Genomic DNA, 19747 nt, shown 5'->3' on the forward strand with positions numbered 1-19747 from the left:
GGGGACCACCTCATCCGACGGCGACCGCGACCGTCGCCATCCCTCAGGGGTGATTTGGGCGTCACGCGAAGGCCGTGTCCGGTCGTTCGGCGGCGAAGACGTGCAGGCCGAAGTGGTCGGACAGGTCGCGGCAGATGTTCACCCCGCGGACCGAGTTGCCGTGGGCGTCGAGGCCGGGGGAATACACGGCGATACCGAGGCGACCGGGGAGTGCGGCCACGATGCCGCCGCTGACCCCGCTCTTGGCCGGGATGCCCACGTCGTGGAACCACTGGCCCGCGGCGTCGTACATCCCGCAGGTCAGCATCACGCTCAGCACGTCCCGGACGTGCGCGACGGGCATGGCGCGGTCGCCGGTCAAGGGGTTGAGACCACCGTTGGCCAGGGTGGCACCCATGACCGCGAGCTCGTCGGTGGTCACGGTCACCGAGCAGGCCGACAGGTAGACCGCGAGCGTGTCGTCGACGTCGCCGTCGAGCATCCGCAGGGAACGCATGATGTAGGCCAGGCCGAGGTTGCGATCGGTGGCACGGAGCTGCTGGTCGAGGATGGCCGGGTCGACGTCGATCGTGGGGTTGCCGGCGAAGCTCCGAAGGCGGGCGACCAGGCGCTCGATTCTCTCGGCGCGGGTGCGGCCGTGGACCAGGGCGGCGGCGACGAGGGCTCCCGAGTTGATCATCGGGTTGTGCGGTCGCCGGTGTGCCTCGTCGAAGGTGATCGAGTTGTAGGGGTCGCCCGACGGCTCCACCCCGACGCGGGCCAGCGTCGCGTCCCGGCCGTTGTCCTCGAGGGCGAGTGCGTAGGTGAAGACCTTGGAGATCGACTGCAACGGGAACCGCTCGGTGCTCTGACCGACCGAAACGCTCACTCCGGAGACGTGCACGCCGGACAGACCGAACACGTCGCGGCGGGCCTCGGCCTCGGGCGGGTAGTACGACACGACGTCGACGGGCTCGGCGGCGTGGCGACGGTGGAGCTCGTGGATGCGGGCGCGCACGGCGGCGGCCCGCAGGGCCGGCGGCGGCGTGGCTCCGTCCGCCTCGGCTACCCCGGTGGTGGGCACGACCGCTACCGGGGGAGGGCCCGCAGCGACAGCACGGTGAGGCCGAGGGACTGGGCGTGGGCGAGGAGCCGCGCGAGCTCGGCGTCGTCACCGATCTCGCCGACGACGACGGTCTGCGATGGCGACTCGGAGATGGCGAACTCCTCGAAACTGCCGGACACCTCGGGCGACAGTCGGCCCTTGACGTGGATCTCGCAGCGCACGTGCGTCTTCCTCCTCCCGGTCCCGCGTTCGCGTCCGATCGACGGCGGGGCGGGCCCGCTCACCACACCGTGGTACAGCAGCGGGCGGCGGTCCTCGTCCGGCGCGGGTGAGACGTCACCCCGAGAAGGTGAGCAGGCCGGCGCGGCGGGCGCGACGGACGGCGTCGCGGCGGCCCTCGGCGCCGAGCTTGTGGTAGATGGCGCGCTGGTGGGTCTTGATCGTGTTGGGGGAGACCGCGAGGGCCTCGGCGATCTCGTCGACCGACCTCGTGGTCGGGAGGAGCTCGAGCACCTCGTGCTCGCGCTGGGTCAGCACCGGGACCGCGCCGACGGACCGTTTGTGCGCGATCGCCAGCACGCGGTCGACGAGATGCTCGAGTTCGCCAAAGCTCCCGCGGTCCCGCTCGAGGCGATCGAGCAGCGCCGGGGGCGCCACCGTCAGTGGGCGCACGACCACGCTCTGTGCGGCGCGGCGGACGGACTCCTGCAGGCGCCGTCGTACGAGGGGGTGCTGTCCGGTGACCAGGGCGATCTCGGCGTCGAGGACGCGCGCGTCGATCTCGGCCATCGGACCGGTGCACGGGCGGCTGCCGTCCAGGGCGGGGCGGAGCTCGTGGCGCACGTGGGGATCGCGGGTGGTGGCCCACCGCTGGCGCGCCTGCAGCACGGCCTCGTCGGCGGTGCCCGCGAGCCGCGCTGCCACCGCGGTCGTGACCTCCCGTGCCTCCCCGACCCGTCCGAGGCCGAGCGCCGCCTGCTGCTCGAGGAGGGCCGCGAAGGCGAGCTCACGCGCGTCGACCTCGTCCGCCAGAGCCTGGAGCCGGGCAGCCCGCAGGAGCTGCCAGCCCTCGCGGCGCCGGCCGCGGTCGTACTCGGCGACACCGCGGACAGCGGTGAGCACGACGCGGTGTTCACGATGTGTGGGTTCGAGGGCTTCGGCGGCGGCCACGTCGGCCAGCGCCTGCTCGGGGCGGCCGCCGACCGCGTCACTGCGCGCGAGGACGATCAGCGCCCCCGCCGGCCAGGCCGTGTGCTGCCAGCGGTGACGAGCGGTGCGTTCCAGCACCGCGTGGGCGTGCTGCACCGCGTCGGGTAGTCGGTCGGCCCGGGCGTGGGCCGTGGCGAGAGCGGCGTGCGCCTGGACCTCCAGCCAGGGCCAGTCCTCCGCGCGGGCGAGGGCCAGCGCCCCCTCCGCGTCGGTGCACGCGGCGTGCGGGGCCGTCTCCGCGAGGACGGTCGCCCGGTTCGCGAGGGCCAGGGCGCGCAGCGCGGCGTTGCCGGTGGCCTCGGGGACGACGGCCCCGGCCGCGTCGTGGGCCTCGGTGCCGTGGCCCTCGGCCAGCAGCCTGCGTGCGCCGACCATGCTGCGCACGATCGCGATCTCGGGATCGGTCCCGTCCTCCGGTCGCAACAGTGCCTCGGCCCGGTCCGGTCCTCCGTCCTCGAGCACGGCAAGGGCGAGCACCGGCGGGATCGCGGCGTCCTCACGCGAGCAGAGCAGGTGAACGGCCTCGCCGAGCTCGGTGAACCGGCCGGCGGCGACGAGCTCGGCCCCGCGCGCCCGGACCAGGGAGGTCGTCCCGGCCACATCCCCGGCCGCCGCCGCGAACCCGACCGCCTCGGCGGGCTCGTCGTGGACCTCGAACCAGACCGCGGCGCGCTGGTGCATCGCGCGCAGGCGCTCGGGGTGGGCGCGCCGCAGCCGCGCGAGCACGTGCGAGCGGAGCAGCTCGTGGGCGTGGTACCTCTCGCCGCGCCGGTCGACCGCGGTCACCATGCCGGTGGTGGCCTCGAGGTGCTCGAGCACGTCCGCCGCGGCGTCCCCGCCGGCGAGGGCTCGGGTGAGGTCGGCCGGGACCGTAGGGCGCAAGCACGCGGCCTCGAGGACGCGGCGCTGACGGTCGTCGAGCGTGGAGAGGACCTCGTCGACCAGGTAGTCCGCGACGGAGCGGTCGTCGCCGGCGAAGTCGGCGACGACGGAGGCCTGGTCGGTGGCCGACCGCAGCGAGAGGGCGAGCAGGCGCAGTGCGGCCACCCAGCCCTCGGTGCGCTCCACCAGGGTCGCGGCCTGATCAGGGGTGAGCGGAACGGAGGCCGCGTCGAAGAGGCGGACGGCGTCCTCGATGCCGAACGCCAACCGGTCGGCCCGGACCTCGCCGAGCCGGTCGTGGAGCCGGAGGTGGTCCAGCCCGATCGGGGGATCGCACCGGCTCGACAGGACGACGGTGAGGCCGCGCACCGGGTGACGCACGAGGTCGCGCAGACCTCGCTGGGCGGGGTGCCCGATGATCGAGTGGACGTCGTCGAGCACCATGCGAACGGGCTCGGGCAGCTCGTCCAGGGCGTCGAGCAGCGTCACCAGGAACGCCTCGTGGGCCTCGGTCTCCCGACCCCGGGACTGCTCGGCGACGCGGTGCAGCGCAGCGTCGGACGGCACCGCCGGGCAGGTCAGCAGCGCACCCAGCACCGACGACCACCACTGGTGCTCGTCGCGATCGGCATGGTCGAGCGAGACCCACGCCGCCGGTGGACCTCCTGTGCGCACCCAGTCGGCCAGCGCGGCGGTCTTGCCGTGCCCGGCCGGCGCGCTCACCAGCACCACCCGCCCCCGTCCGGCGGGTGCGGCGGCGGAGTCGAGGGCGTCGCGCACCTCCTCCCGCGGAACGAACCGCGGTGGCCGGAGCGGGACCTCGACCTTGCCCTGACGCATCCGCACCACCCCGCGAGCAGGCCCTCTGCTGGACAAGGGCTTCGTAACACCTGCTGGGGGCCTGCGCGCAGGGCCAAAGGGCCGCAATCGGGTCACCCCGCGCGGAGGACGCCGTCTCGCCACCCTTCGTGCACCCTGCGGGACTCCGACAGAAGGGACGCGTCATGACCTCGACCCGCTACGAGCTCCGCATCCTCGGACGGCTCTCACCGGAGGTGCGTGCCGACTTCTCGGGGTTCGACGTGAGCGAGGCGCCGGTCGAGACCGTCCTGCTCGGGCACGTCGTCGACACGGCACACCTCCAGGGCGTCCTCGCCCGCCTGCAGGCCTTCGGCCTCCAGGTCCTCGAACTGCGCACGCTGCCCGAGTCGTCCCAGGAAGCGCTGCTCGGGTCGGGCCCGGAGGGCTCGGGGCCGTCCTGGTGACCGAAGGCCGCGTCAGGTCATCCGCCGCGGACGATGCCGCTGTCGACCCCCTCTGGAGACGCTGGTCGCGTTCGGTTTCTCGTCGAAGGGACGTGCGGCAGATGGCCACCTTGACCGTGTGGAAGTTCCCGACCGCGGACGGCGCCGACAACGCGGTGACCACACTGCAGTCCCTGGAGAAGCAGCAGCTGATCAAGGTGCACGACGCGGCAACCGTGTCGTGGGAGCCAGGGGCGAAGAAGCCCAGGACCCGCCAGCTGCACAACCTCGTCGGTGCCGGGGCGATGGGCGGGATGTTCTGGGGCATGCTGTTCGGCCTGATCTTCCTCGTCCCGCTCCTGGGCGCGGCGCTCGGTGCTGCGATGGGGGCCGCGAGCGGTTCCCTGGCCGACGCCGGGATCGACGACGACTTCATCAAGCGGGTCCGCGACGAGGTCACCCCCGGCACGTCCGCCCTGTTCGCGATGACCTCCGACGCCGTGCTGGACAAGGTCCACGAGGAGTTCGGCAACCACGAGGCGGAGCTCATCCAGACCAACCTGTCCGCCGAGCAGGAGAAGGCCCTGCGCGAGGTCTTCTCGTGACCGCGACGAGGAAGTGAGAGAGCGATGACCACGGACGGGCCGGCGCGGGCCGGCGGGCCACCGGCGTCCGGACGCACGACCGCCCCGGGCAGGCGCCGGTTCACGTCGCGCGGCGTCCTGGCGCTGGTGCTGCTGGTGCTGGCAGTGGTGTTCGTGGTGGAGAACCGCGACCTGACCGAGATCCGCCTGTGGATCCCGGTCGTGCTCATGCCGCTGTGGGCGGCGCTGACCATCACCCTGGTCATCGGACTCGTCGTCGGCCTGGTCGTCGGACGCCGACGGCGATGACCGCAGGCGGTCCGCGCTGGATGCCGTTGCTGGCACTCGGGGCAGCACAGTTCCTGGTGGTGCTCGACACCTCGGTCATGAACGTGTCGATCAGCCAGCTCGTCGCGGACTTTGACACGGACGTCACGACGATCCAGCGCGTCATCACCGTCTACACCATGGTCATGGCCGCCTTCCTGCTCACGGGCGGGACGATCGGCGACGCGTGGGGCCGGCGGCGGACGTTCGCCGCCGGCCTCGTCGTCTACGGCGTCGGCTCGCTGCTGACCGCGCTCGCTCCGACCGTGGGCGTGCTGACTCTCGGCTGGTCGATCATCGAGGGCCTCGGGGGCGCGCTCGTGCTGCCCGCGCTGGCCGCCCTCGTGGGCGGGAACTACGCCGCGGGCCGGGAGCGCGCCCTGGCCTACGGCGTGGTCGGAGCCCTCGCCGGGGCCGGGATCGCGGTCGGGCCCCTGCTCGGCGGCTGGGTAACGACCTACCTGAGCTGGCGCCTCGTCTTCGCCGGTGAAGTCGTCCTGGTGCTGGTCATCCTGGTCGGCCTGCGATGGGTGCGGGATGCCCCGCTCGACGGGCCGCGGCCGCGCCTCGACCTGGTCGGTGCCGCGCTCTCGGTGCTCGGGATCGCTCTGGTGGTGCTCGGCGTCCTGCAGAGCACGACGTGGGGTTGGCTGCGCCCGCGGGATCCGCAGGTGGCGCTGCTCGGCTTCGCGCCGACGCCCTTCGTCGTCGCCGCCGGCCTCGTCGTGCTGGCCCTGTTGCGCGCCTGGGTGCGCCATCGCGAGGCCGTCGGGCGGGACCCGCTGATCCGGTGGTCGCTCACCGCGGTCCCCCCGTTGCGGGCCGCGTTGTGGTGCCTGCTCGCGCAGAACCTCGTCCTGCTCGGGCTGTTCTTCTCCATCCCGCTCTACCTGCAGATCGTGCTCGGGCTCGATGCCTTCCAGACCGGCCTGCGACTTCTGCCGATCTCGGCGACGATGCTCGTCACCGCACTGGTCGTCCCGCGGCTCGCCGGGGTCCTCGCGCCCCGCCAGGCCGTGCGGCTGGGATTCGGCATCCTCGTGGTGGCCATCCTGTGGCTGCTCGCGACGGTCGAACCGGAGCTCGACGACGCCGCCTTCGCCGCGGCGACCGCCCTGCTCGGTGTCGGGATGGGCCTACTGGCCGCCCAGCTCGGCAACGTCGCGCAGTCCAGCGTCGGCGAGGACGACCGCGGCGCCGCCGGCGGGCTGCAGTACACCGCGCAGAACCTCGGCTCCTCCCTCGGCACCGCCTTCGTCGGGTCGGTGCTCATCGCCGCCCTGGGCGCGGCGGCGGAGCGCGGCGTGGGCGACGACCCGCGCATCCCGGCAGACCTCGCCGGCCGGGTCGGGGTCGCGATCTCCCGCGGGCTGGACTTCGTGTCCCTCGGCCAGGTGGAGGCGGCGCTCACGGCGGCCGGGGTCCCGCCCGACCAGGCCGCGCCGGTGGTCGAGGCCTACGCGGAGGCCCAGCTGCAGGCGCTGCGCGCCGGGATGCTCGCGACGGCGGCGATCGCGCTGGCGAGCCTCCTGGCCACCAGCGCCCTGCCGTCCTCGCCGGCGCGGCGCGAGCACACCGACGCCCCGGCGTCGGTGTGAGTGGCTCCTCGAGCGTCCTCATGCCGTTCGTTCGCGCCGGGCGGCCAGGAGCCGGGAGATGACGATCTTGCCGGCGGCGGTGACGGGCAGGGCGACGAGAGCACCCAGCAGGCCCCCGAGAGAAGCGCCGGCGAGGACCGCGACGAAGGCCGCGAGCGGGCTCAGGTCGATGGTGCGGGAGAAGACGCGCGGGGCGATCACGTAGTTCTCGACGGCCTGGTAGACGCAGAAGAAGGCCAGGGTGGCGAGCGCGAGTCCCCAGCTCTGGGACAGGGCGACCGCCGTGCCGATGAGCGAGGCGAGGAACGCGCCGACCTGGGGCAGCGCGTCGAGCAGGGCGACGACCAGGGCGAGCAGCGCGGGATAGGGCACCCCGACAATCAGGAAGAAGACGAACGCCGTCGCCCCGGCGATGAGGGAGACGAGGACCTGCCCGGCGACGTAGCCGCCGACTCGCGCCAGGGCCTCGTCGAGGGTGTCCACGCGGTGCGGCCGGGCGAGCAGGCGCGCCATGCCGGCGTGGAGGCGGGGCATGGCCAGCGCGAAGTACACCATCAGCACCAGAGTGGTCAGGGCGGCGGCCGCCCCGCCGAGCAGCAATCCCAACGCGCTGAACACCGCGGTCAGGGCCGACACCAGCACCTGGCCGAGCTGCTGGCCCACCTCGGCGACCCGGGCGTGGGCCGTGGGGTCGGCCAGCGCCGCGCCGGCGCTCGTCGACGGTCCCCCGAACCTGGCGGCCACACGGTCCAGCAGCTGCGGGGCCTCCTGGACGAGAGCGGCGAGCTGCCGGAGGCCCGGCACGATGAGCACCGCCACCAGCACAGCGCCGACCACGACCACGCCGAGCGCGACGAGCGCGACGCCCGCTCCGCGCCGCACGCCGTGGCGGACCAGCGCCCGCACCGCGGGCTCGATCCCCACCGCCAGGAAGAACCCCGTGAACGCGAGCAGCAGGGCCTGCCGCGCGCGATAGGCCAGGACGAGCAGCGCGACGACGGCGACCACGACGAGGGCACCGACCAGCACCATGGCGGCCACCCGACGCAGCGACGGACTACCCGCCCCTGTCCGCTCGTGTCCGCCGGCCGCGCTCGGCGGACCACGGTGATCGGCATTCGCCCGCGGCTCCACGGCCTCGTCACCCGCTGCGCTCACCGCCACGACCCTGCGAGAGCACCGGGGTCGCTGTCCTCACCTCGCGGGGATGAGGCTGGACGACGACCGCGCCCGGGACGGCGGGTGGGGGCGGTCGAGATCGTCGTGCGGACCGGGTCGGTACGGAACGACGGGCGCTCGGGCGGCCGGTCACCGCTCCCGGGTCGTCGACCGGCACCCGTCCCACCCGTGCGGGGTGATGCCCGAGTGGTGCCGCGTTCCTAGCGTCCTGCGCATGTCGACCTCCGTCGCGCCACCGGGCGCGCAGGCGCCGACCGGCTCCGCGGCGCCGGTGAGCCCCGCCGCCGCACCCCTGCCACGCGGCCTCCTGCTCCTGCTGGGCGCTGCGGCCGTCGTCGTCAGCGTCGCCGGGTTGATGGCCGTGGCCTGGCTCGTCGCGCCCGTGCTCCTCGCCCTGGTGATCGTGATCGCCGTCGCCCCGCTCCAGGCGTGGCTGCGGCGGAAGGGCTGGCCGGCGTGGTCGACCGTGCTGGCGCTCGTCCTCGTGATCTTCGGCATCCTGCTCGCGCTCGTCGCGGTGCTGTTCGCGTCGGTGGGACAGCTCGTCGCGGTCGTCCCGCAGTACTCGGACCGGATCCAGGGCCTGACCACGTCGGTGAGCACCTCGCTGGCCCGACTCGGGTTCGACCCGGCCCAGGCACGGGCCACCGCGGCGTCCGCCGACCTCGGCCAGGTCGTCACGTATGTCGGGTCGATCCTCGCCGACCTCAGCGGTGCGATCACCACCCTGGTCTTCCTCCTCGCGCTGATCCTCTTCCTCATCGCCGAGGCGAACGGCGCCGGCCGACGTCTCGAGGCCGTCGGGACCGATCGGCCACACATGGTCGTGGCGCTGCAGGGCTTCGCGGTCGGGACGCGGCGCTACCTCGTCGTCACCGCCGTGTTCGGCCTGATCGTCGCCGTGCTCGACACCGTGGCCCTCGCGATCATGGGGATCCCCCTGGTCATTCTCTGGGGGCTGCTCTCCTTCATCACGAACTTCATCCCGAACATCGGCTTCATCATCGGGCTCGTGCCCCCCGCCCTCCTCGGGCTGCTGGTCGGCGGGTGGCAACTGATGGCGGCCGTGATCGTCGTCTACATCGTCCTCAACGCGGTCGTCCAGTCGCTCATCCAGCCGCGGTTCACCGGCGACGCGGTGGGGTTGTCGGCGGTGGTGACCTTCGTGGCGCTGCTGTTCTGGGCGTGGGTCCTCGGCCCCCTCGGTGCCCTGCTCGCCATCCCGGCCACGCTGTTGGTCAAGGCCGTGCTCGTCGACTGCGACCCCGGGGCCCGCTGGGTCGAGGCCCTCATCGGCTCCGCCAGCCCTCCGGGCGCCGGACGAGGCGCCGGGGACACCCCGAGCGAGGGGAGCGGGGCGAGGGTCGAGAGTGAGGCGGACGCGGTGTTCACACCCGTTCCCGGGCCCACCCTCGCCGCGGCGGACACGACGGTGAGCACCCCCCGATGAAGGGCGGGCACGGGGGAGATCACGCCTCGGTTGCGACCGCGGGGAACGCCGGTGACCTCGGCCCCCGCGCGCGGGCACATCTCCGCTCGGCCCTGATCGGCTCGATCTTCGCGATGTCCGTCCTCGCCTACCTGGGTGACGAGGCCACGAGCACGGCGAAGGCGGTCCTCACCGTTGCCGGGACCGGAATCGTCGTCGCCTTCGGCGAGGCCTACGCCGGCCTGCTGTCGGCCGCGCTGGCCTCTGCTCAGAAGCTCCCGGCGGCGGAGATCCGGGAGGAACTGGGCGTCTGTGCGACCACCGCCGCACCTGGTCTCCTGGCCGGCGCCTTCCTCCTCCTCGCGGATCTGATCGGTCTCACGACGCGGACAGCCATCAACGGTGCGCTGTGGCTCGGTGTCCTGACCCTGACCCTCTGCAGCGTCGTCGAAGCTCGAGGCTCGCGCCGATCCCTCCTCGTCCGATGGGGCTCGGTCGCGGCCTCGGTCGTGCTGGGGGTCGGCATCATCGTCCTCAAGGCCCAGCTCCACTGACGCGGCATTGCCGTCCGCCCCGTCGGCGTCGGAGGGTCTGGACATGGGAGCCGACCCGCCGCCCGTCGTCCGACCCGTATCCTTCACCTCCGAGGGCGTGGTCTGCCGCGGGCGCCTGTACCGCCCGGCCGCGGAGACCCTGCGCCCTGCGTGGTCCTGGCGCACGGCTTCTCCGGGACGATGGACTGGATCCTCCCGGCCTTCGCCGAGCGCTTCGCGGCCGGTGGGCTCGCGGTGCTGACCTTCGACTACCGGCACTTCGGCGAGAGCGAGGGGCACCCCCGCCAGCTGGTCGACAGCACGCGACAGCGCGCCGACCTGCGCCGGGCCGTGGAGCTCGCCCGGGCCCTCCCCGAGGTGGACGGGCAGCGGATCGCGCTGTGGGGGTCCTCGCTGGGCGGCAGCCACGTCGTCGAGCTGGCCGCGACCGACCCCACGGTCACGGCGGTCGTCGCGAACGTGCCGGCCCTCGACGTCTGGCGTGGCGGCGGGAGCCTGCGGCAGGAGATGGCGCAGCGCGGGCTGCGTCGCGGGAAGGTGGTGCGTGCCACGATCCGCCTCCTCGGTGCCGCCCTGGTCGACGAGGTGCGCGGACGCCTGGGTCGTGCCCCGCGCTACATCGCGGTCTACGGGCCGATGGACCGGGCGGTGTTCAGCGACCCGGCCGTGGGGGAGCGGTTCCGCGAGCTCGAGACGAACAGCGCCACCTGGGAGAACCGCGTAACCCCGCGCTTCCTGTTCCACGCCCCGCGATACCGGTCGGGGACCATGGAGCGCATCCGGGCCCCGGTGCTCGTCACGCTGGCCCGCGACGACACGGAGGTCGGCTGGCGGTTCGTCGCCGACCGCGCGACCCGCGCGCCGCGCGGGCAGGTGACGATCTTCCCCGTCGGCCACTTCGACGTGTACCACGGCGTCACGTTCGACGAGGTCGCCGGCGAGCACCTCGCCTTCCTGCGCCGGCACCTCGGGGTCGGCCGGACGTGACGCCGGAGTGCGACATCCGCCGGGGGCAGCCGCAGCGCGGTCGGGATCGTGCCCGTCCACCGGGCGAGAGCGATTGACCCTGCGGGCCGCGCCGCCGTGAGCCCGGAGCCGCAGGACGCGCGGGCCGTTCGCCCGGGGCCGCCGGGACGTCCCGCCCTGCCCCGACATGCCCGCCGCCCCCCACGGTGTGCAGGTCGCCGGAGGGGCGGCGCACCGACGGGGGGTCCCGATGAGCGGCCGCGCGCAGGAGGCATCGTCCCGGTTCGGGTTCGCGGCCCGCGTCGAGAACCTCGTGGACCGGCACTCGGTCCGCGTGGGCGCGTGGCTCCTGCGGCGGACCCGGGGTCGGATCGTCCGGTTGTGGCGCCGGCGGGCCCTCGTGCTGACGACGCGGGGCCGGCGCTCCGGGCTGCCGCGCACCGTGGTGGTCCAGTACTTCCCCGACGGGGCCGACATGGTCGTCGTCGCGGCCAACAGCGGGATGCCGACCCACCCGGCGTGGTATCTCAACCTCCTCGACGACCCGGCCGCGGTCGCCGAGGTCGAGGGCCGCACGGTGCCGGTCCGCGCCGTCCCGATGACCCGCGACGAGGCCACCGCGTGGTGGCCACGCGTGCTGGAGACGGCCCCGGACTACGCCCGCTACCCCCGCCGCACGGACCGTCCGCTCCCGCTCGTCCGGCTGGTCCCCGAGCACGAGGGTCCCCGTGAGACGTAGGCGTCCCACCGTGCCGCGGTGGGCTGCCGGTGGCCTGGCGGTGCTGTGGTTCGCCGCCACCGTTCTCGGCCTGGTCGCGCTGCCGGCCTTCGCGGTGGTGGTGGTCCTCGGGCTGCTCGTGGTGCTCACGGTCGAGCCCGACACCCGCCACCCTCACCGCGGCGTCGCCGCGACCCCGCGCAACGCCGTCCTCGCGGTGCTCGTGACCGCGGCGTTCGTCCCGGTCGCCCTCGGAGCCGATGCCCTGCTCGGCCGGGTCCCGTTCGAGAGCGCTCCCCTCGTCCTCGGCACCCTCGCCGCGGTGTGCGTGGCACTCCCGCGCCTGGCCCAGACACGGGAGTTCCCGACGCCGGCCGTGGTCGGCCACCGCGAGCTGATCCTCGGGGTCACCGGTCTCGTCGCCGGGACCCGCGCCTACCAGGCGGGCGAGGCGGCCATCGCCCTGGTCGTGTTCGCCGTCGTCCTGCCCGTCGTCATGGTCGTTCGCCGGGTCCGTCTGGGCGCGTGCCCCCCTCGTCGGCTGGGAAGCCGGCCCCGGGGTCTCCAGGCCGCGAACCTCTGGCTCTTCCTCACGGTCCTGGCCGTCGCGGGACTCCCCGGGACGTTCTTCGTCTGGCGCTCCTACCTCCCCGGTGCCGCGCCGTTCGTCGCCGCGGCGTTCTGGGTGGGCCTGGCCGCGGCCGCGGTCCTCGTCGCCTTCCCCCGTCCCCGCATCTCCCTCACGACCAACCTGCTGGCCCTCCTCGGGACGGCCGTCCTCGTCGCGCAGCTCGTCGGCACCGTCGGCCCACCACGCGATCCGGTCGCGATCGGCCTCCCGCACACCGGCCGGTGGGAGGCCGTCTCGGCGGGCCGCAGCGCCCTGGTCAACAACCACTGGACGCTCGCCGTCCAGCGTGACGCCGTCGACTTCGTCGAGATCGTCGACGGCAGGACCTTCCGCGGCGACGGTCGCCGTCTGGAGGACTTCGTCATCTACGGGCAGCCGGTGCTCGCCGTCGCGGACGGGCGCATCACCGAGGCCGTGGACGGTCTGCCCGACCTGCCCGTCGGCGGGTACACCCGGCGCGACATGGCCGGCAACCACCTCGTCCTCGACATCGGTGGTGGTCACCACGTCCTCTACGGCCACCTGCAGCAGGGCAGCGTCCGGGTCCGCGTCGGCGAGGAGGTGCGGCGCGGCGAGGTGATCGGCCGGGTCGGTGACTCCGGCAACTCCGGCGAGCCGCACCTGCACCTCCAGGTGCAGAACAGGCCGACCTTCGACGTCGAGGACCGGAGCATCCGCACCTCCCCGATGCTCTTCGTCGACGCCACCGTCGCCGACCCCCGGCGCGGCGACGTCGTGGCTCCGGCCCGAGCGGCGCGGTGATCCATCGCGGGCCGGGGGGCGTCGCCTCAGGGTCCGCCGCGCGAGCTGCTCGACCGGCCGCGCCGGCGGCGAGGCGTGGCGGAGCGGGGCGGCGCGGCGCGCATGTGGTCGCGCACCGGTTCCAGCAGGCCGGCGAGGGCGCGGGCGTCGTCGCGCGAGAGCGGCTCGAAGAGCATCTGGCTCACGACCTGCTCGTGGCCCGGGAGCACCTGCGCGATGAGCGCGCGTCCGGCATCGGTGACGGTGACGGTGGTGCTGCGCTCGTCGTGCGGGGACGGGCTGCGCGTGACCAGGCCCGCCTTCGCGAGCAGCCCGGCCTGGTAGGTCAGGCCGCTGCGGCTGTGGACGATGGCGTCGGCCAGGTCGGTCATGCGGTGGCTGCCCGTGGGTGACCGGCTGAGACGCATCAGGACCTGGAACTGCACGAAGGTCAGGTCGCCGTCCTCGCGCAGCTGCTGCTCGATCGCGTGCCGGAGCAGGTCGGACACCTCGATCAGCGCGAAGTAGGCGCCGAGCTGGACCGGGTCGACGGCGTGCGGGGGATCGGGCATCGCACGAGTCTACTTGCTTCGAATTCGAAGCAGGGTTAATGTCGGTGGTCGGTGCTTCGAGTTCGAAGCACTGGTCGACTCCAGGAGGCTCCGCGATGAAGGCAGTGCGTTTCCACGAGTACGGCGGACCCGACGTCCTCCGGTACGAGGACGTGGAGCGGCCCGTCCCCGGTGCCGGGCAGGTGCGGGTGCGCGTCGCGGGCTCGGCGTTCAACCTCGTCGACGACGGCATCCGCGGCGGCTACCTGCAGGGCCCCTTTCCCGTCTCCCTGCCGCACACCCCCGGCGTCGAGGTCGCCGGGACGATCGACGCCCTGGGCGAGGGCGTGGCTGACGGCGCGGACGGCCTGCGGGTCGGGGACGACGTCGTCGGCTTCCTCCCGATCGTGCCCGACGGCGCCGCCGCGGAGTACGTCGTCGCGCCGGCCGAGGTCCTGACGGCGGCGCCACGCAGCATCCCGCTCGCCGATGCCGCCGCGTTGCCGATGGTGGGTCTCACCGCCTGGCAGGCGTTGTTCGACGACGCGAAGCTGACCGCCGGACAGCGCGTGCTGATCAACGGTGCGGGCGGCGGGGTCGGCGGCTACGCGGTACAGCTCGCGAGGCACGCCGGGGCCCACGTCATCGCCACGGCCGGCCCGCGCAGCAGCCAACGCCTGCGAACGCGGGGCGCCGACGAGGTCGTCGACCACACCACCACCGCGGTCACGGCGGCGGTCGGGGAGCCGGTCGACGTCCTGCTCAACCTCGCCTCGATCACCCCGGAGCAGCTCGGTGCGCTCGTCGACCTGGTCCGCGACGGCGGCGTCGCCGTGAACACGGTGCCCCGCACGCCCGTTCCCGCCGACGAGGCGCGCGGCGTGCGTGCCGTCGACGTCTTCGTCCGCAGCGACACCGAGCAGCTGGCGCGGCTGGTGGCGATGGTGGACCGCGGCGAGCTGCGGGTCGACGTCGACCGGCGCGTACCGCTGGCGGAGCTGCCCGAGGTGCACGCCGAGGCGGCCGCGGGCACGTTGCGCGGCAAGGTCGTCGTCCTCTCCACGGCCGCCTGGCGCCCCGTCACCCCGCCAGGTACGCCAGGCCGACCGTGGCGAGGTAGATCCCGGGGATGAGCATGCCCTCGAAGCCGACGCCCTTGCGGTCGCGGACCACGAGGGCGCCGGCGAGGACGGCGATCATCAGCGAGGTCCCGCCGAGGAGCACCAGGCTCTGGTCGCCGGCGTCGCGGTACACGGGGCCGTCGAGGTAGAAGAGGTCGGCCACCGCGATCATGAGGGTGTCGAAGGTGTTGCCGCCGATGATGTTGCCGACCCCGAGGGTCAGGGCTCCCATCCGGACGGCGGTGATGAGCACGATCAGCTCGGGCAGCGACGTGATCGCGGTCGTGAGGGTGAAGCCGACCACCCCGCTCGGCAGGCCCGTCGCCGCCACGACGCCCAGCCCGCCCCGTCCGATGGCCCACCCGGCCACGCCGACCACGAGCCCGAGCCCCGCGAGGGCCAGCCAGAGACGGGAGAGCGGCTGCTCGCTGGCCGGCTCTTGCTCCTCCTCCGTCTCGGTGGCCGACGTCCGGACCGGCTGCCACATCGGCTGCTTCTGCATGGTGCGCAACAGGTGCAGCCCGTAGGCGTAGGCCACGGGGATCAGCAGGGTCACCGGGTGGATCCACCCCCACCTCAGGTCGGGGGTGGCGTAGGCGATGACGGGCACGGCGAGCAGTGCCATCAGGATGACGGCCTGCAGGAGGTTCTGCAGTGACGCCGCCGCGTGCTCCAGGTTGGCCCGCTTGTAGACGAGGTCCGCGATGGCCAGCCACACCGTCTGCACGGCGACTCCACCGATCGGGTTGGCCAGCCCGAACGCGGGGTCGCCGCCGAGCGAGCCGGTGACGGTGGTGACGATCCCCGGCAGCGAGGTGACCGCGCCGAGCAGCAGCGCGCCGCCGATCGCGTCACCGAGCCCGGTGCGCTCGGCCAGGGAGTCCGCGACACGCGTCAACCGCACCCCGGCGACGACGATGACGGCCGCCGCGGCCGCGAGGACGGCGAGGCTGATCCAGAGTGGCCAAGGCGAACCGGACATCGCGGACGCCTACCCGGCCGCCCGTCGGATCAACACCACGAGGGTCGGGCACGACCGGTGGCAGCGGCGGTCCTCCGGGTCGGGGCCGACGAGCGCCGTCAGGGCGCGGGCTCGTCCACCGGGTCGACCGGCACCGGGGACTCGGTGACGTCCCCGAGGTCGACGTCGGCCACCGAGGCGCTGATCGCGGTGGCGGCCGCCGACAGGGGTGAGAGTGCGTCGGCGAGTCGTGGGGCGGTCAGGGGCGCGAGGACACCGAGGGCGGCGACCACGCCGGAGGGTCCGGTGATCGGCATCGCCACCGACCACACGCCCTGTCGGTGCTCCTGAGCGCTCTGCGCGTAGCCCGAGGTGAGGATCGCGTCCAACTGGCGGCGGATCGTCCCGGGATCGGTGATCGTCCAGGGCGTGTACCGGGCCGGCGAGCGGAGCGCCTCGTCGCGCACCGCGGGCGGGCTGTGGGCGAGCAGCACCTTGCCGACCGCGGTGCAGTGCAGAGCCGTGTGACCGCCGGGCCGGTGCCGGGTGGGTTGGGTGCGCGAGCTCGCCAGGCGCTCGACGACCAGTGCCCTGTCCCCGTCGAGCACCGCCAGGTGGACGGTGCGGCCGGTGGTGATGACCAGGTCCTGGAGGTGGGGGAGCGCCGCTTCGCGCAGCGACGCGGGCGGGGCGAGCAAGCCGAGCTGCCAGACCCTCGCCCCGATCTCGTAACGGCTGTCGGGCCTCCGGCTCAGGAGACGCGCCGCACACAGCTCACCGACCAGGCGGTGCGCCGTCGCGACCGGCAGGCCCGCTCGGCGCGCGATGTGGGAGAGCGTCAGGGTGCGGTGGCCACCGTCGAACGCGTCGAGGACGGAGAGGGCACGTGACGTCGCCGACCGGCCGGGCGCGGTGCGCGCCGGTGGCCGCCGTTCGCGGGGCACGGCGCGATGCTAGGAACGCTTTCCGTGCGATGGAAGGGGTGAGTTGCCTCACCCGGGGAGCTGGACGACGGTCTCGCCTGTGCCGCCGCGGCTCCCAGGCGCCGGGACCCACGTCCTCGCCTGGCCCACGAGCAGAGGAGCCCCATGTCCCAGCCGTCCGGCGAGCGAGCCTTCCCGCTGCCGTCCCAGATCGACGCCGTCCCGGGCGCCGAGGGCTGGGAGGAGATGTACCCGTACTTCTCCCGCTTCCAGCCCGAGGACGACCAGCGGTTCTGGTTCTACAACTCGATGCACTTCCCGGAGGTGGTCCCCGCCTTCGACGGCCTGACCTCCGAGATCCCCTACACGGCGATCGGGGCGAACACGGCGCGGTTGTTCAGCTTCCCGACGACGCTGGGGATCGAGTACCGGATCCTCAACGGGCGGGTCTACATCACGGCCAACCCGGTGACCGACGCCGGGAAGATCGAGGAGCGACTCGCCCACTTCCAGGAACGCGCCGGCCACTACTACGCGAACTGGGACCGGCTCTACGACGGGTGGCAGGGACGGATCGAGGCGCTGATCGCCGAGATCGAGGCGGTCGAGGTGCCGCGGCTCGGGGAGCTCGACGATCTGTCCGTGGTGATGGAGTCACGCGGGTACGCGAGCAACCACCTGCTGCGGGAGAACTTCCACCGCTGCATCGACCTCTACTCGAAGATGTGGCACCACCACACCGAGTTCCTCATGCTCGGCTACGGGGCCTACGTCGTCTTCTTCGACTTCTGTCGCCAGGCCTTCCCCGAGATCGGCGACCAGACGGTGGCCCGGATGGTCGCCGGCATGGACGTCACGATGTACCGCCCGGACGACGAGCTGAAGAAGCTCGCCGCGCTGGCCGTCGAGCTCGACCTCGCCGATCTGTTCGTCGAGGGCAACGAGCCGGACAAGGTGCTCAGCGGGCTGGCGGGGCGCGGGGACGCCGGCCGCCGGTGGTTGGCGGCACTCGAGGAGGCCAAGGACCCGTGGTTCAACGTCTCGGTCGGTGACGGCTTCTACCACCACCACCTGTCGTGGGCCGACGACCTCACGGTGCCGTTCGCCGCACTGCCGCGCTACGTCGAGCAGGTCCGGGCCGGCGAGGACCTCACCCGCCCGACGGATCGGCTGGCGCAGGAGCGGGAGCGGATCGCCGACGAGTACCGCGCCCTGCTCGGCTCCGACGACGAGAAGGCCGCGTTCGACCAGATGCTCGGGCTGTGCCGCCAGGTGTTCCCCTACATCGAGTCCCACAAGTTCTACTGCGAGCACTGGTTCACCACGCGGTTCTTCCAGAGGATCCGGGCCTTCGGCGCATTGCTCGCCGACCGCGGCGTGCTCGCCGAGGCCGACGACGTTTTCCACCTGCGCCACCCCGAGGTCGAGGACGCCCTGGCCGACGTGCAGCTGGCCTGGGCGTCGGGCGGGAAGGAGCTCGGTGCCCGGCACTGGCAGCCGATCGTCGCCCGCCGCAAGGAGATCGTCGAGGCCCTGTCGCGCTGGTCGCCGCCGCCCGCTCTGGGGCCGGTGCCCGACTCGATGAACGATCCCGCCGTACAGATGCTGTGGGGCGTCACCGACGAGACCATCACGACCTGGCTCGGTGGCGAGGAGCTCGACGAGCACACCGTCCGCGGGTACGCCGCGTCTCCGGGGGTGGTCGAGGGTGTCGCCCGTGTCCTGATGAGCGTCAACGACATCGGTTCGATCCGGGAGGGCGAGGTCCTCGTCTGCCCGGTGACCGCCCCGAGCTGGGGCCCGGTGTTCGGCAAGATCGCCGCCGCGGTGTCCGACATCGGGGGCTCGATGTCGCACGCGGCGATCGTGGCCCGCGAGTACGGCATGCCGGCCGTCGTGGGCACCGGCCAGGCGACCGCCAAGATCCGGACCGGCGATCGCCTGCGGGTCGACGGCGACCGCGGCGTCGTCACCATCCTCCGATGACGGGGATCGACGTGGCCGCCCCTCCTCCCGTGCTGCGCTTCGCCGACGTCGGCCGCGACGACGTCCCCGCCGCGGGCGGCAAGGGCGCGAGTCTCGGGGAACTGATGCGAGCCGGGATCCGCGTCCCGGACGGCTTCGTGGTGACCACGGCGGCCTTCCGCTCCGCGGTCGCTGCGCTCGACCTGGGCTCCCGGGTGGCGGCCCTGGACCCGGCGGACGCCGCCGCGGTCACCGCCGCGTGCGGTGAGATGCGCTCGATCGTCGAGTCGGCGCCGCTGCCCCCCGAGGTGGCCGACGCGGTCGTCGCCGGCTACCACCGGCTGGCCGCCGAACGCGGTGCCGAGGACCTGCCGGTGGCCGTGCGCTCGAGCGCGACCAGCGAGGACGGCGCCGAGGACAGCTTCGCCGGGTTGCAGGACACCTACCTGTGGGTGCGCGGCGCCGACGCGGTGCTGCGCGACGTGCGCCGGTGCTGGGCGAGCCTCTACAGCGTCGAGTCGGTCACCTACCGGCGGCGCCGCGGCATCGCCGAGACCGACCTCGCCATGGCCGTCGTCGTCCAGGAGATGGTCGGTGCGCGCAGTTCCGGGGTGATGTTCACCCGCAGTCCGCTCACCGGCGACCGGTCGGTGGTCGCCATCGACGCGAGCTGGGGCCTCGGCTCCGCCGTGGTCAGTGGCGACGTCACCCCCGACTCCTTCGTGGCCAGCAAGATCACCGGTGAGATCACCCGGCGGACCGTCTCGACCAAGTCACGCTGGCACCAGCCCGACCCCCACGGGGCCGGGGTGGTGGAGGGCGAGGTGCCGGAGAACCTGCGCGACGTCCCGTCGATCAGCGACGCGGAGATCGTCGAGCTGATCGCGATCGCCCGCAGGGTCGAGGCGCACTACGGCTGCCCGCAGGACATCGAGTGGGCGGTGTCGCGGACCGCTCCGGCCGGGGAGAGCATCGTCCTGCTGCAGAGTCGCCCCGAGACGGTGTGGGCGGGGAAGGACGCCGCGGCGTCCCCGCAGAAGGTGGCCGCGCCGGCGGCTCGCGCCTTCGACCACGTGTTCCACGCGCTGGGCGGCAAGCGCCGGGCGGAGGGCTGAGCAC

The 19747-nt window shown here is 73.6% G+C and carries 19 protein-coding genes; 12 read left to right on the plus strand and 7 right to left on the minus strand.

Going from position 1 to position 19747, the window contains the following annotated elements:
• Positions 1-61: 61 nt before the first annotated feature.
• From glsA to C8D89_RS25540, 3 genes are all read right to left on the minus strand, one after another.
• The gene (gene glsA / locus C8D89_RS25530) at positions 62-1063 is read right to left on the minus strand and encodes a glutaminase A (protein WP_116710952.1); all 1002 of its coding nucleotides are present in this window, start codon (positions 1061-1063) and stop codon (positions 62-64) included.
• 5 nt (positions 1064-1068) lie between these two features.
• Entirely contained in the window at positions 1069-1266 is a 198-nt protein-coding gene (locus tag C8D89_RS25535; protein ID WP_116710953.1) for a hypothetical protein, read from the minus strand.
• Positions 1267-1381: 115 nt separating this feature from the next.
• Positions 1382-3976, minus strand: a complete 2595-nt coding sequence (locus C8D89_RS25540) for a helix-turn-helix transcriptional regulator (RefSeq protein ID WP_116710954.1) — start codon at positions 3974-3976, stop codon at positions 1382-1384.
• 164 nt (positions 3977-4140) lie between these two features.
• Here C8D89_RS25540 and C8D89_RS25545 point away from each other — a divergent pair, with 164 nt between their 5' ends.
• From C8D89_RS25545 to C8D89_RS25560, 4 genes are all read left to right on the plus strand, one after another.
• Positions 4141-4401 (plus strand): hypothetical protein, encoded by a 261-nt coding sequence (locus tag C8D89_RS25545; RefSeq protein WP_116710955.1) that lies wholly within the window; start codon positions 4141-4143, stop codon positions 4399-4401.
• A 101-nt stretch (positions 4402-4502) separates the two neighbouring features.
• Complete coding sequence (locus C8D89_RS25550) at positions 4503-4985, plus strand: DUF1269 domain-containing protein (protein ID WP_116710987.1); 483 nt, start codon at positions 4503-4505, stop codon at positions 4983-4985.
• Between the two features lie 24 nt (positions 4986-5009).
• A complete protein-coding gene (locus tag C8D89_RS25555; RefSeq protein ID WP_207787428.1) occupies positions 5010-5273 on the plus strand; it encodes a DUF1049 domain-containing protein in 264 nt (87 codons plus the stop codon).
• Positions 5270-6889, plus strand: a complete 1620-nt coding sequence (locus C8D89_RS25560; RefSeq protein WP_116710956.1) for an MFS transporter — start codon at positions 5270-5272, stop codon at positions 6887-6889. Before C8D89_RS25555 ends, C8D89_RS25560 begins: the two co-directional genes overlap by 4 nt.
• 18 nt (positions 6890-6907) lie before the next feature.
• Here the strand turns inward: C8D89_RS25560 and C8D89_RS25565 are convergent, their stop codons facing one another.
• Positions 6908-7921 (minus strand): AI-2E family transporter, encoded by a 1014-nt coding sequence (locus C8D89_RS25565; RefSeq protein WP_133252069.1) that lies wholly within the window; start codon positions 7919-7921, stop codon positions 6908-6910.
• Between the two features lie 361 nt (positions 7922-8282).
• Here C8D89_RS25565 and C8D89_RS25570 point away from each other — a divergent pair, with 361 nt between their 5' ends.
• The 5 genes from C8D89_RS25570 (at position 8283) to C8D89_RS25590 (ending at position 13128) form a co-directional block, all read left to right on the plus strand.
• Positions 8283-9518: an AI-2E family transporter gene (locus C8D89_RS25570; protein ID WP_116710958.1), complete on the plus strand. Its 1236-nt coding sequence runs from the start codon at positions 8283-8285 to the stop codon at positions 9516-9518.
• A gap of 113 nt (positions 9519-9631) precedes the next feature.
• Positions 9632-10051 carry a hypothetical protein gene (locus C8D89_RS25575; RefSeq protein WP_133252070.1) on the plus strand — a complete coding sequence of 140 codons (420 nt, stop codon included), beginning with the start codon at positions 9632-9634 and terminating at the stop codon, positions 10049-10051.
• A 102-nt stretch (positions 10052-10153) separates the two neighbouring features.
• Entirely contained in the window at positions 10154-11038 is an 885-nt protein-coding gene (locus C8D89_RS25580) for an alpha/beta fold hydrolase (protein ID WP_341477335.1), read from the plus strand.
• A gap of 229 nt (positions 11039-11267) precedes the next feature.
• Complete coding sequence (locus C8D89_RS25585; RefSeq protein WP_207787430.1) at positions 11268-11756, plus strand: nitroreductase/quinone reductase family protein; 489 nt, start codon at positions 11268-11270, stop codon at positions 11754-11756.
• Entirely contained in the window at positions 11746-13128 is a 1383-nt protein-coding gene (locus tag C8D89_RS25590) for a M23 family metallopeptidase (RefSeq protein ID WP_133252071.1), read from the plus strand. The genes C8D89_RS25585 and C8D89_RS25590 overlap by 11 nt, the downstream gene beginning before the upstream one ends.
• A gap of 26 nt (positions 13129-13154) precedes the next feature.
• Here the strand turns inward: C8D89_RS25590 and C8D89_RS25595 are convergent, their stop codons facing one another.
• Positions 13155-13679 (minus strand): MarR family winged helix-turn-helix transcriptional regulator, encoded by a 525-nt coding sequence (locus tag C8D89_RS25595; protein ID WP_116710963.1) that lies wholly within the window; start codon positions 13677-13679, stop codon positions 13155-13157.
• 95 nt (positions 13680-13774) lie between these two features.
• Between C8D89_RS25595 and C8D89_RS25600 the strand changes: the two genes are divergently transcribed.
• A complete protein-coding gene (locus C8D89_RS25600; protein ID WP_116710964.1) occupies positions 13775-14791 on the plus strand; it encodes an NADP-dependent oxidoreductase in 1017 nt (338 codons plus the stop codon).
• On the opposite strand, the gene C8D89_RS25605 is transcribed toward C8D89_RS25600, so the two are convergent.
• Together C8D89_RS25605 and C8D89_RS25610 are read right to left on the minus strand one after the other, a co-directional pair.
• The gene (locus tag C8D89_RS25605) at positions 14739-15761 is read right to left on the minus strand and encodes a sodium:calcium antiporter (protein ID WP_116710965.1); all 1023 of its coding nucleotides are present in this window, start codon (positions 15759-15761) and stop codon (positions 14739-14741) included. The two genes, C8D89_RS25600 and C8D89_RS25605, sit on opposite strands and share 53 nt — an antisense overlap.
• Before the next feature lie 98 nt (positions 15762-15859).
• Positions 15860-16684 (minus strand): IclR family transcriptional regulator, encoded by an 825-nt coding sequence (locus tag C8D89_RS25610; RefSeq protein WP_116710966.1) that lies wholly within the window; start codon positions 16682-16684, stop codon positions 15860-15862.
• 144 nt (positions 16685-16828) lie between these two features.
• Between C8D89_RS25610 and C8D89_RS25615 the strand changes: the two genes are divergently transcribed.
• Positions 16829-18649 carry a PEP-utilizing enzyme gene (locus tag C8D89_RS25615; RefSeq protein ID WP_116710967.1) on the plus strand — a complete coding sequence of 607 codons (1821 nt, stop codon included), beginning with the start codon at positions 16829-16831 and terminating at the stop codon, positions 18647-18649.
• The gene (locus tag C8D89_RS25620; RefSeq protein WP_116710968.1) at positions 18646-19743 is read left to right on the plus strand and encodes a PEP/pyruvate-binding domain-containing protein; all 1098 of its coding nucleotides are present in this window, start codon (positions 18646-18648) and stop codon (positions 19741-19743) included. The genes C8D89_RS25615 and C8D89_RS25620 overlap by 4 nt, the downstream gene beginning before the upstream one ends.
• Positions 19744-19747: the final 4 nt, after the last annotated feature.

The sequence above is a fragment of the Actinomycetospora cinnamomea genome, from assembly GCF_003096675.1.
Classification (GTDB): Bacteria; Actinomycetota; Actinomycetes; order Mycobacteriales; family Pseudonocardiaceae; genus Actinomycetospora; species Actinomycetospora cinnamomea.

Coding starts and splice junctions, on each gene's coding strand:
- C8D89_RS25540 (WP_116710954.1), bottom strand. CDS start 3,976: ATGCGTCAGGGCAAGGTCGAGGTCCCGCTCCGGCCACCGCGGTTCGTT.
- C8D89_RS25545 (WP_116710955.1), top strand. CDS start 4,141: ATGACCTCGACCCGCTACGAGCTCCGCATCCTCGGACGGCTCTCACCG.
- C8D89_RS25550 (WP_116710987.1), top strand. CDS start 4,503: ATGGCCACCTTGACCGTGTGGAAGTTCCCGACCGCGGACGGCGCCGAC.
- C8D89_RS25555 (WP_207787428.1), top strand. CDS start 5,010: ATGACCACGGACGGGCCGGCGCGGGCCGGCGGGCCACCGGCGTCCGGA.
- C8D89_RS25560 (WP_116710956.1), top strand. CDS start 5,270: ATGACCGCAGGCGGTCCGCGCTGGATGCCGTTGCTGGCACTCGGGGCA.
- C8D89_RS25565 (WP_133252069.1), bottom strand. CDS start 7,921: ATGGTGCTGGTCGGTGCCCTCGTCGTGGTCGCCGTCGTCGCGCTGCTC.
- C8D89_RS25570 (WP_116710958.1), top strand. CDS start 8,283: ATGTCGACCTCCGTCGCGCCACCGGGCGCGCAGGCGCCGACCGGCTCC.
- C8D89_RS25575 (WP_133252070.1), top strand. CDS start 9,632: ATGTCCGTCCTCGCCTACCTGGGTGACGAGGCCACGAGCACGGCGAAG.
- C8D89_RS25585 (WP_207787430.1), top strand. CDS start 11,268: ATGAGCGGCCGCGCGCAGGAGGCATCGTCCCGGTTCGGGTTCGCGGCC.
- C8D89_RS25595 (WP_116710963.1), bottom strand. CDS start 13,679: ATGCCCGATCCCCCGCACGCCGTCGACCCGGTCCAGCTCGGCGCCTAC.
- C8D89_RS25600 (WP_116710964.1), top strand. CDS start 13,775: ATGAAGGCAGTGCGTTTCCACGAGTACGGCGGACCCGACGTCCTCCGG.
- C8D89_RS25605 (WP_116710965.1), bottom strand. CDS start 15,761: ATGTCCGGTTCGCCTTGGCCACTCTGGATCAGCCTCGCCGTCCTCGCG.
- C8D89_RS25615 (WP_116710967.1), top strand. CDS start 16,829: ATGTCCCAGCCGTCCGGCGAGCGAGCCTTCCCGCTGCCGTCCCAGATC.
- C8D89_RS25620 (WP_116710968.1), top strand. CDS start 18,646: ATGACGGGGATCGACGTGGCCGCCCCTCCTCCCGTGCTGCGCTTCGCC.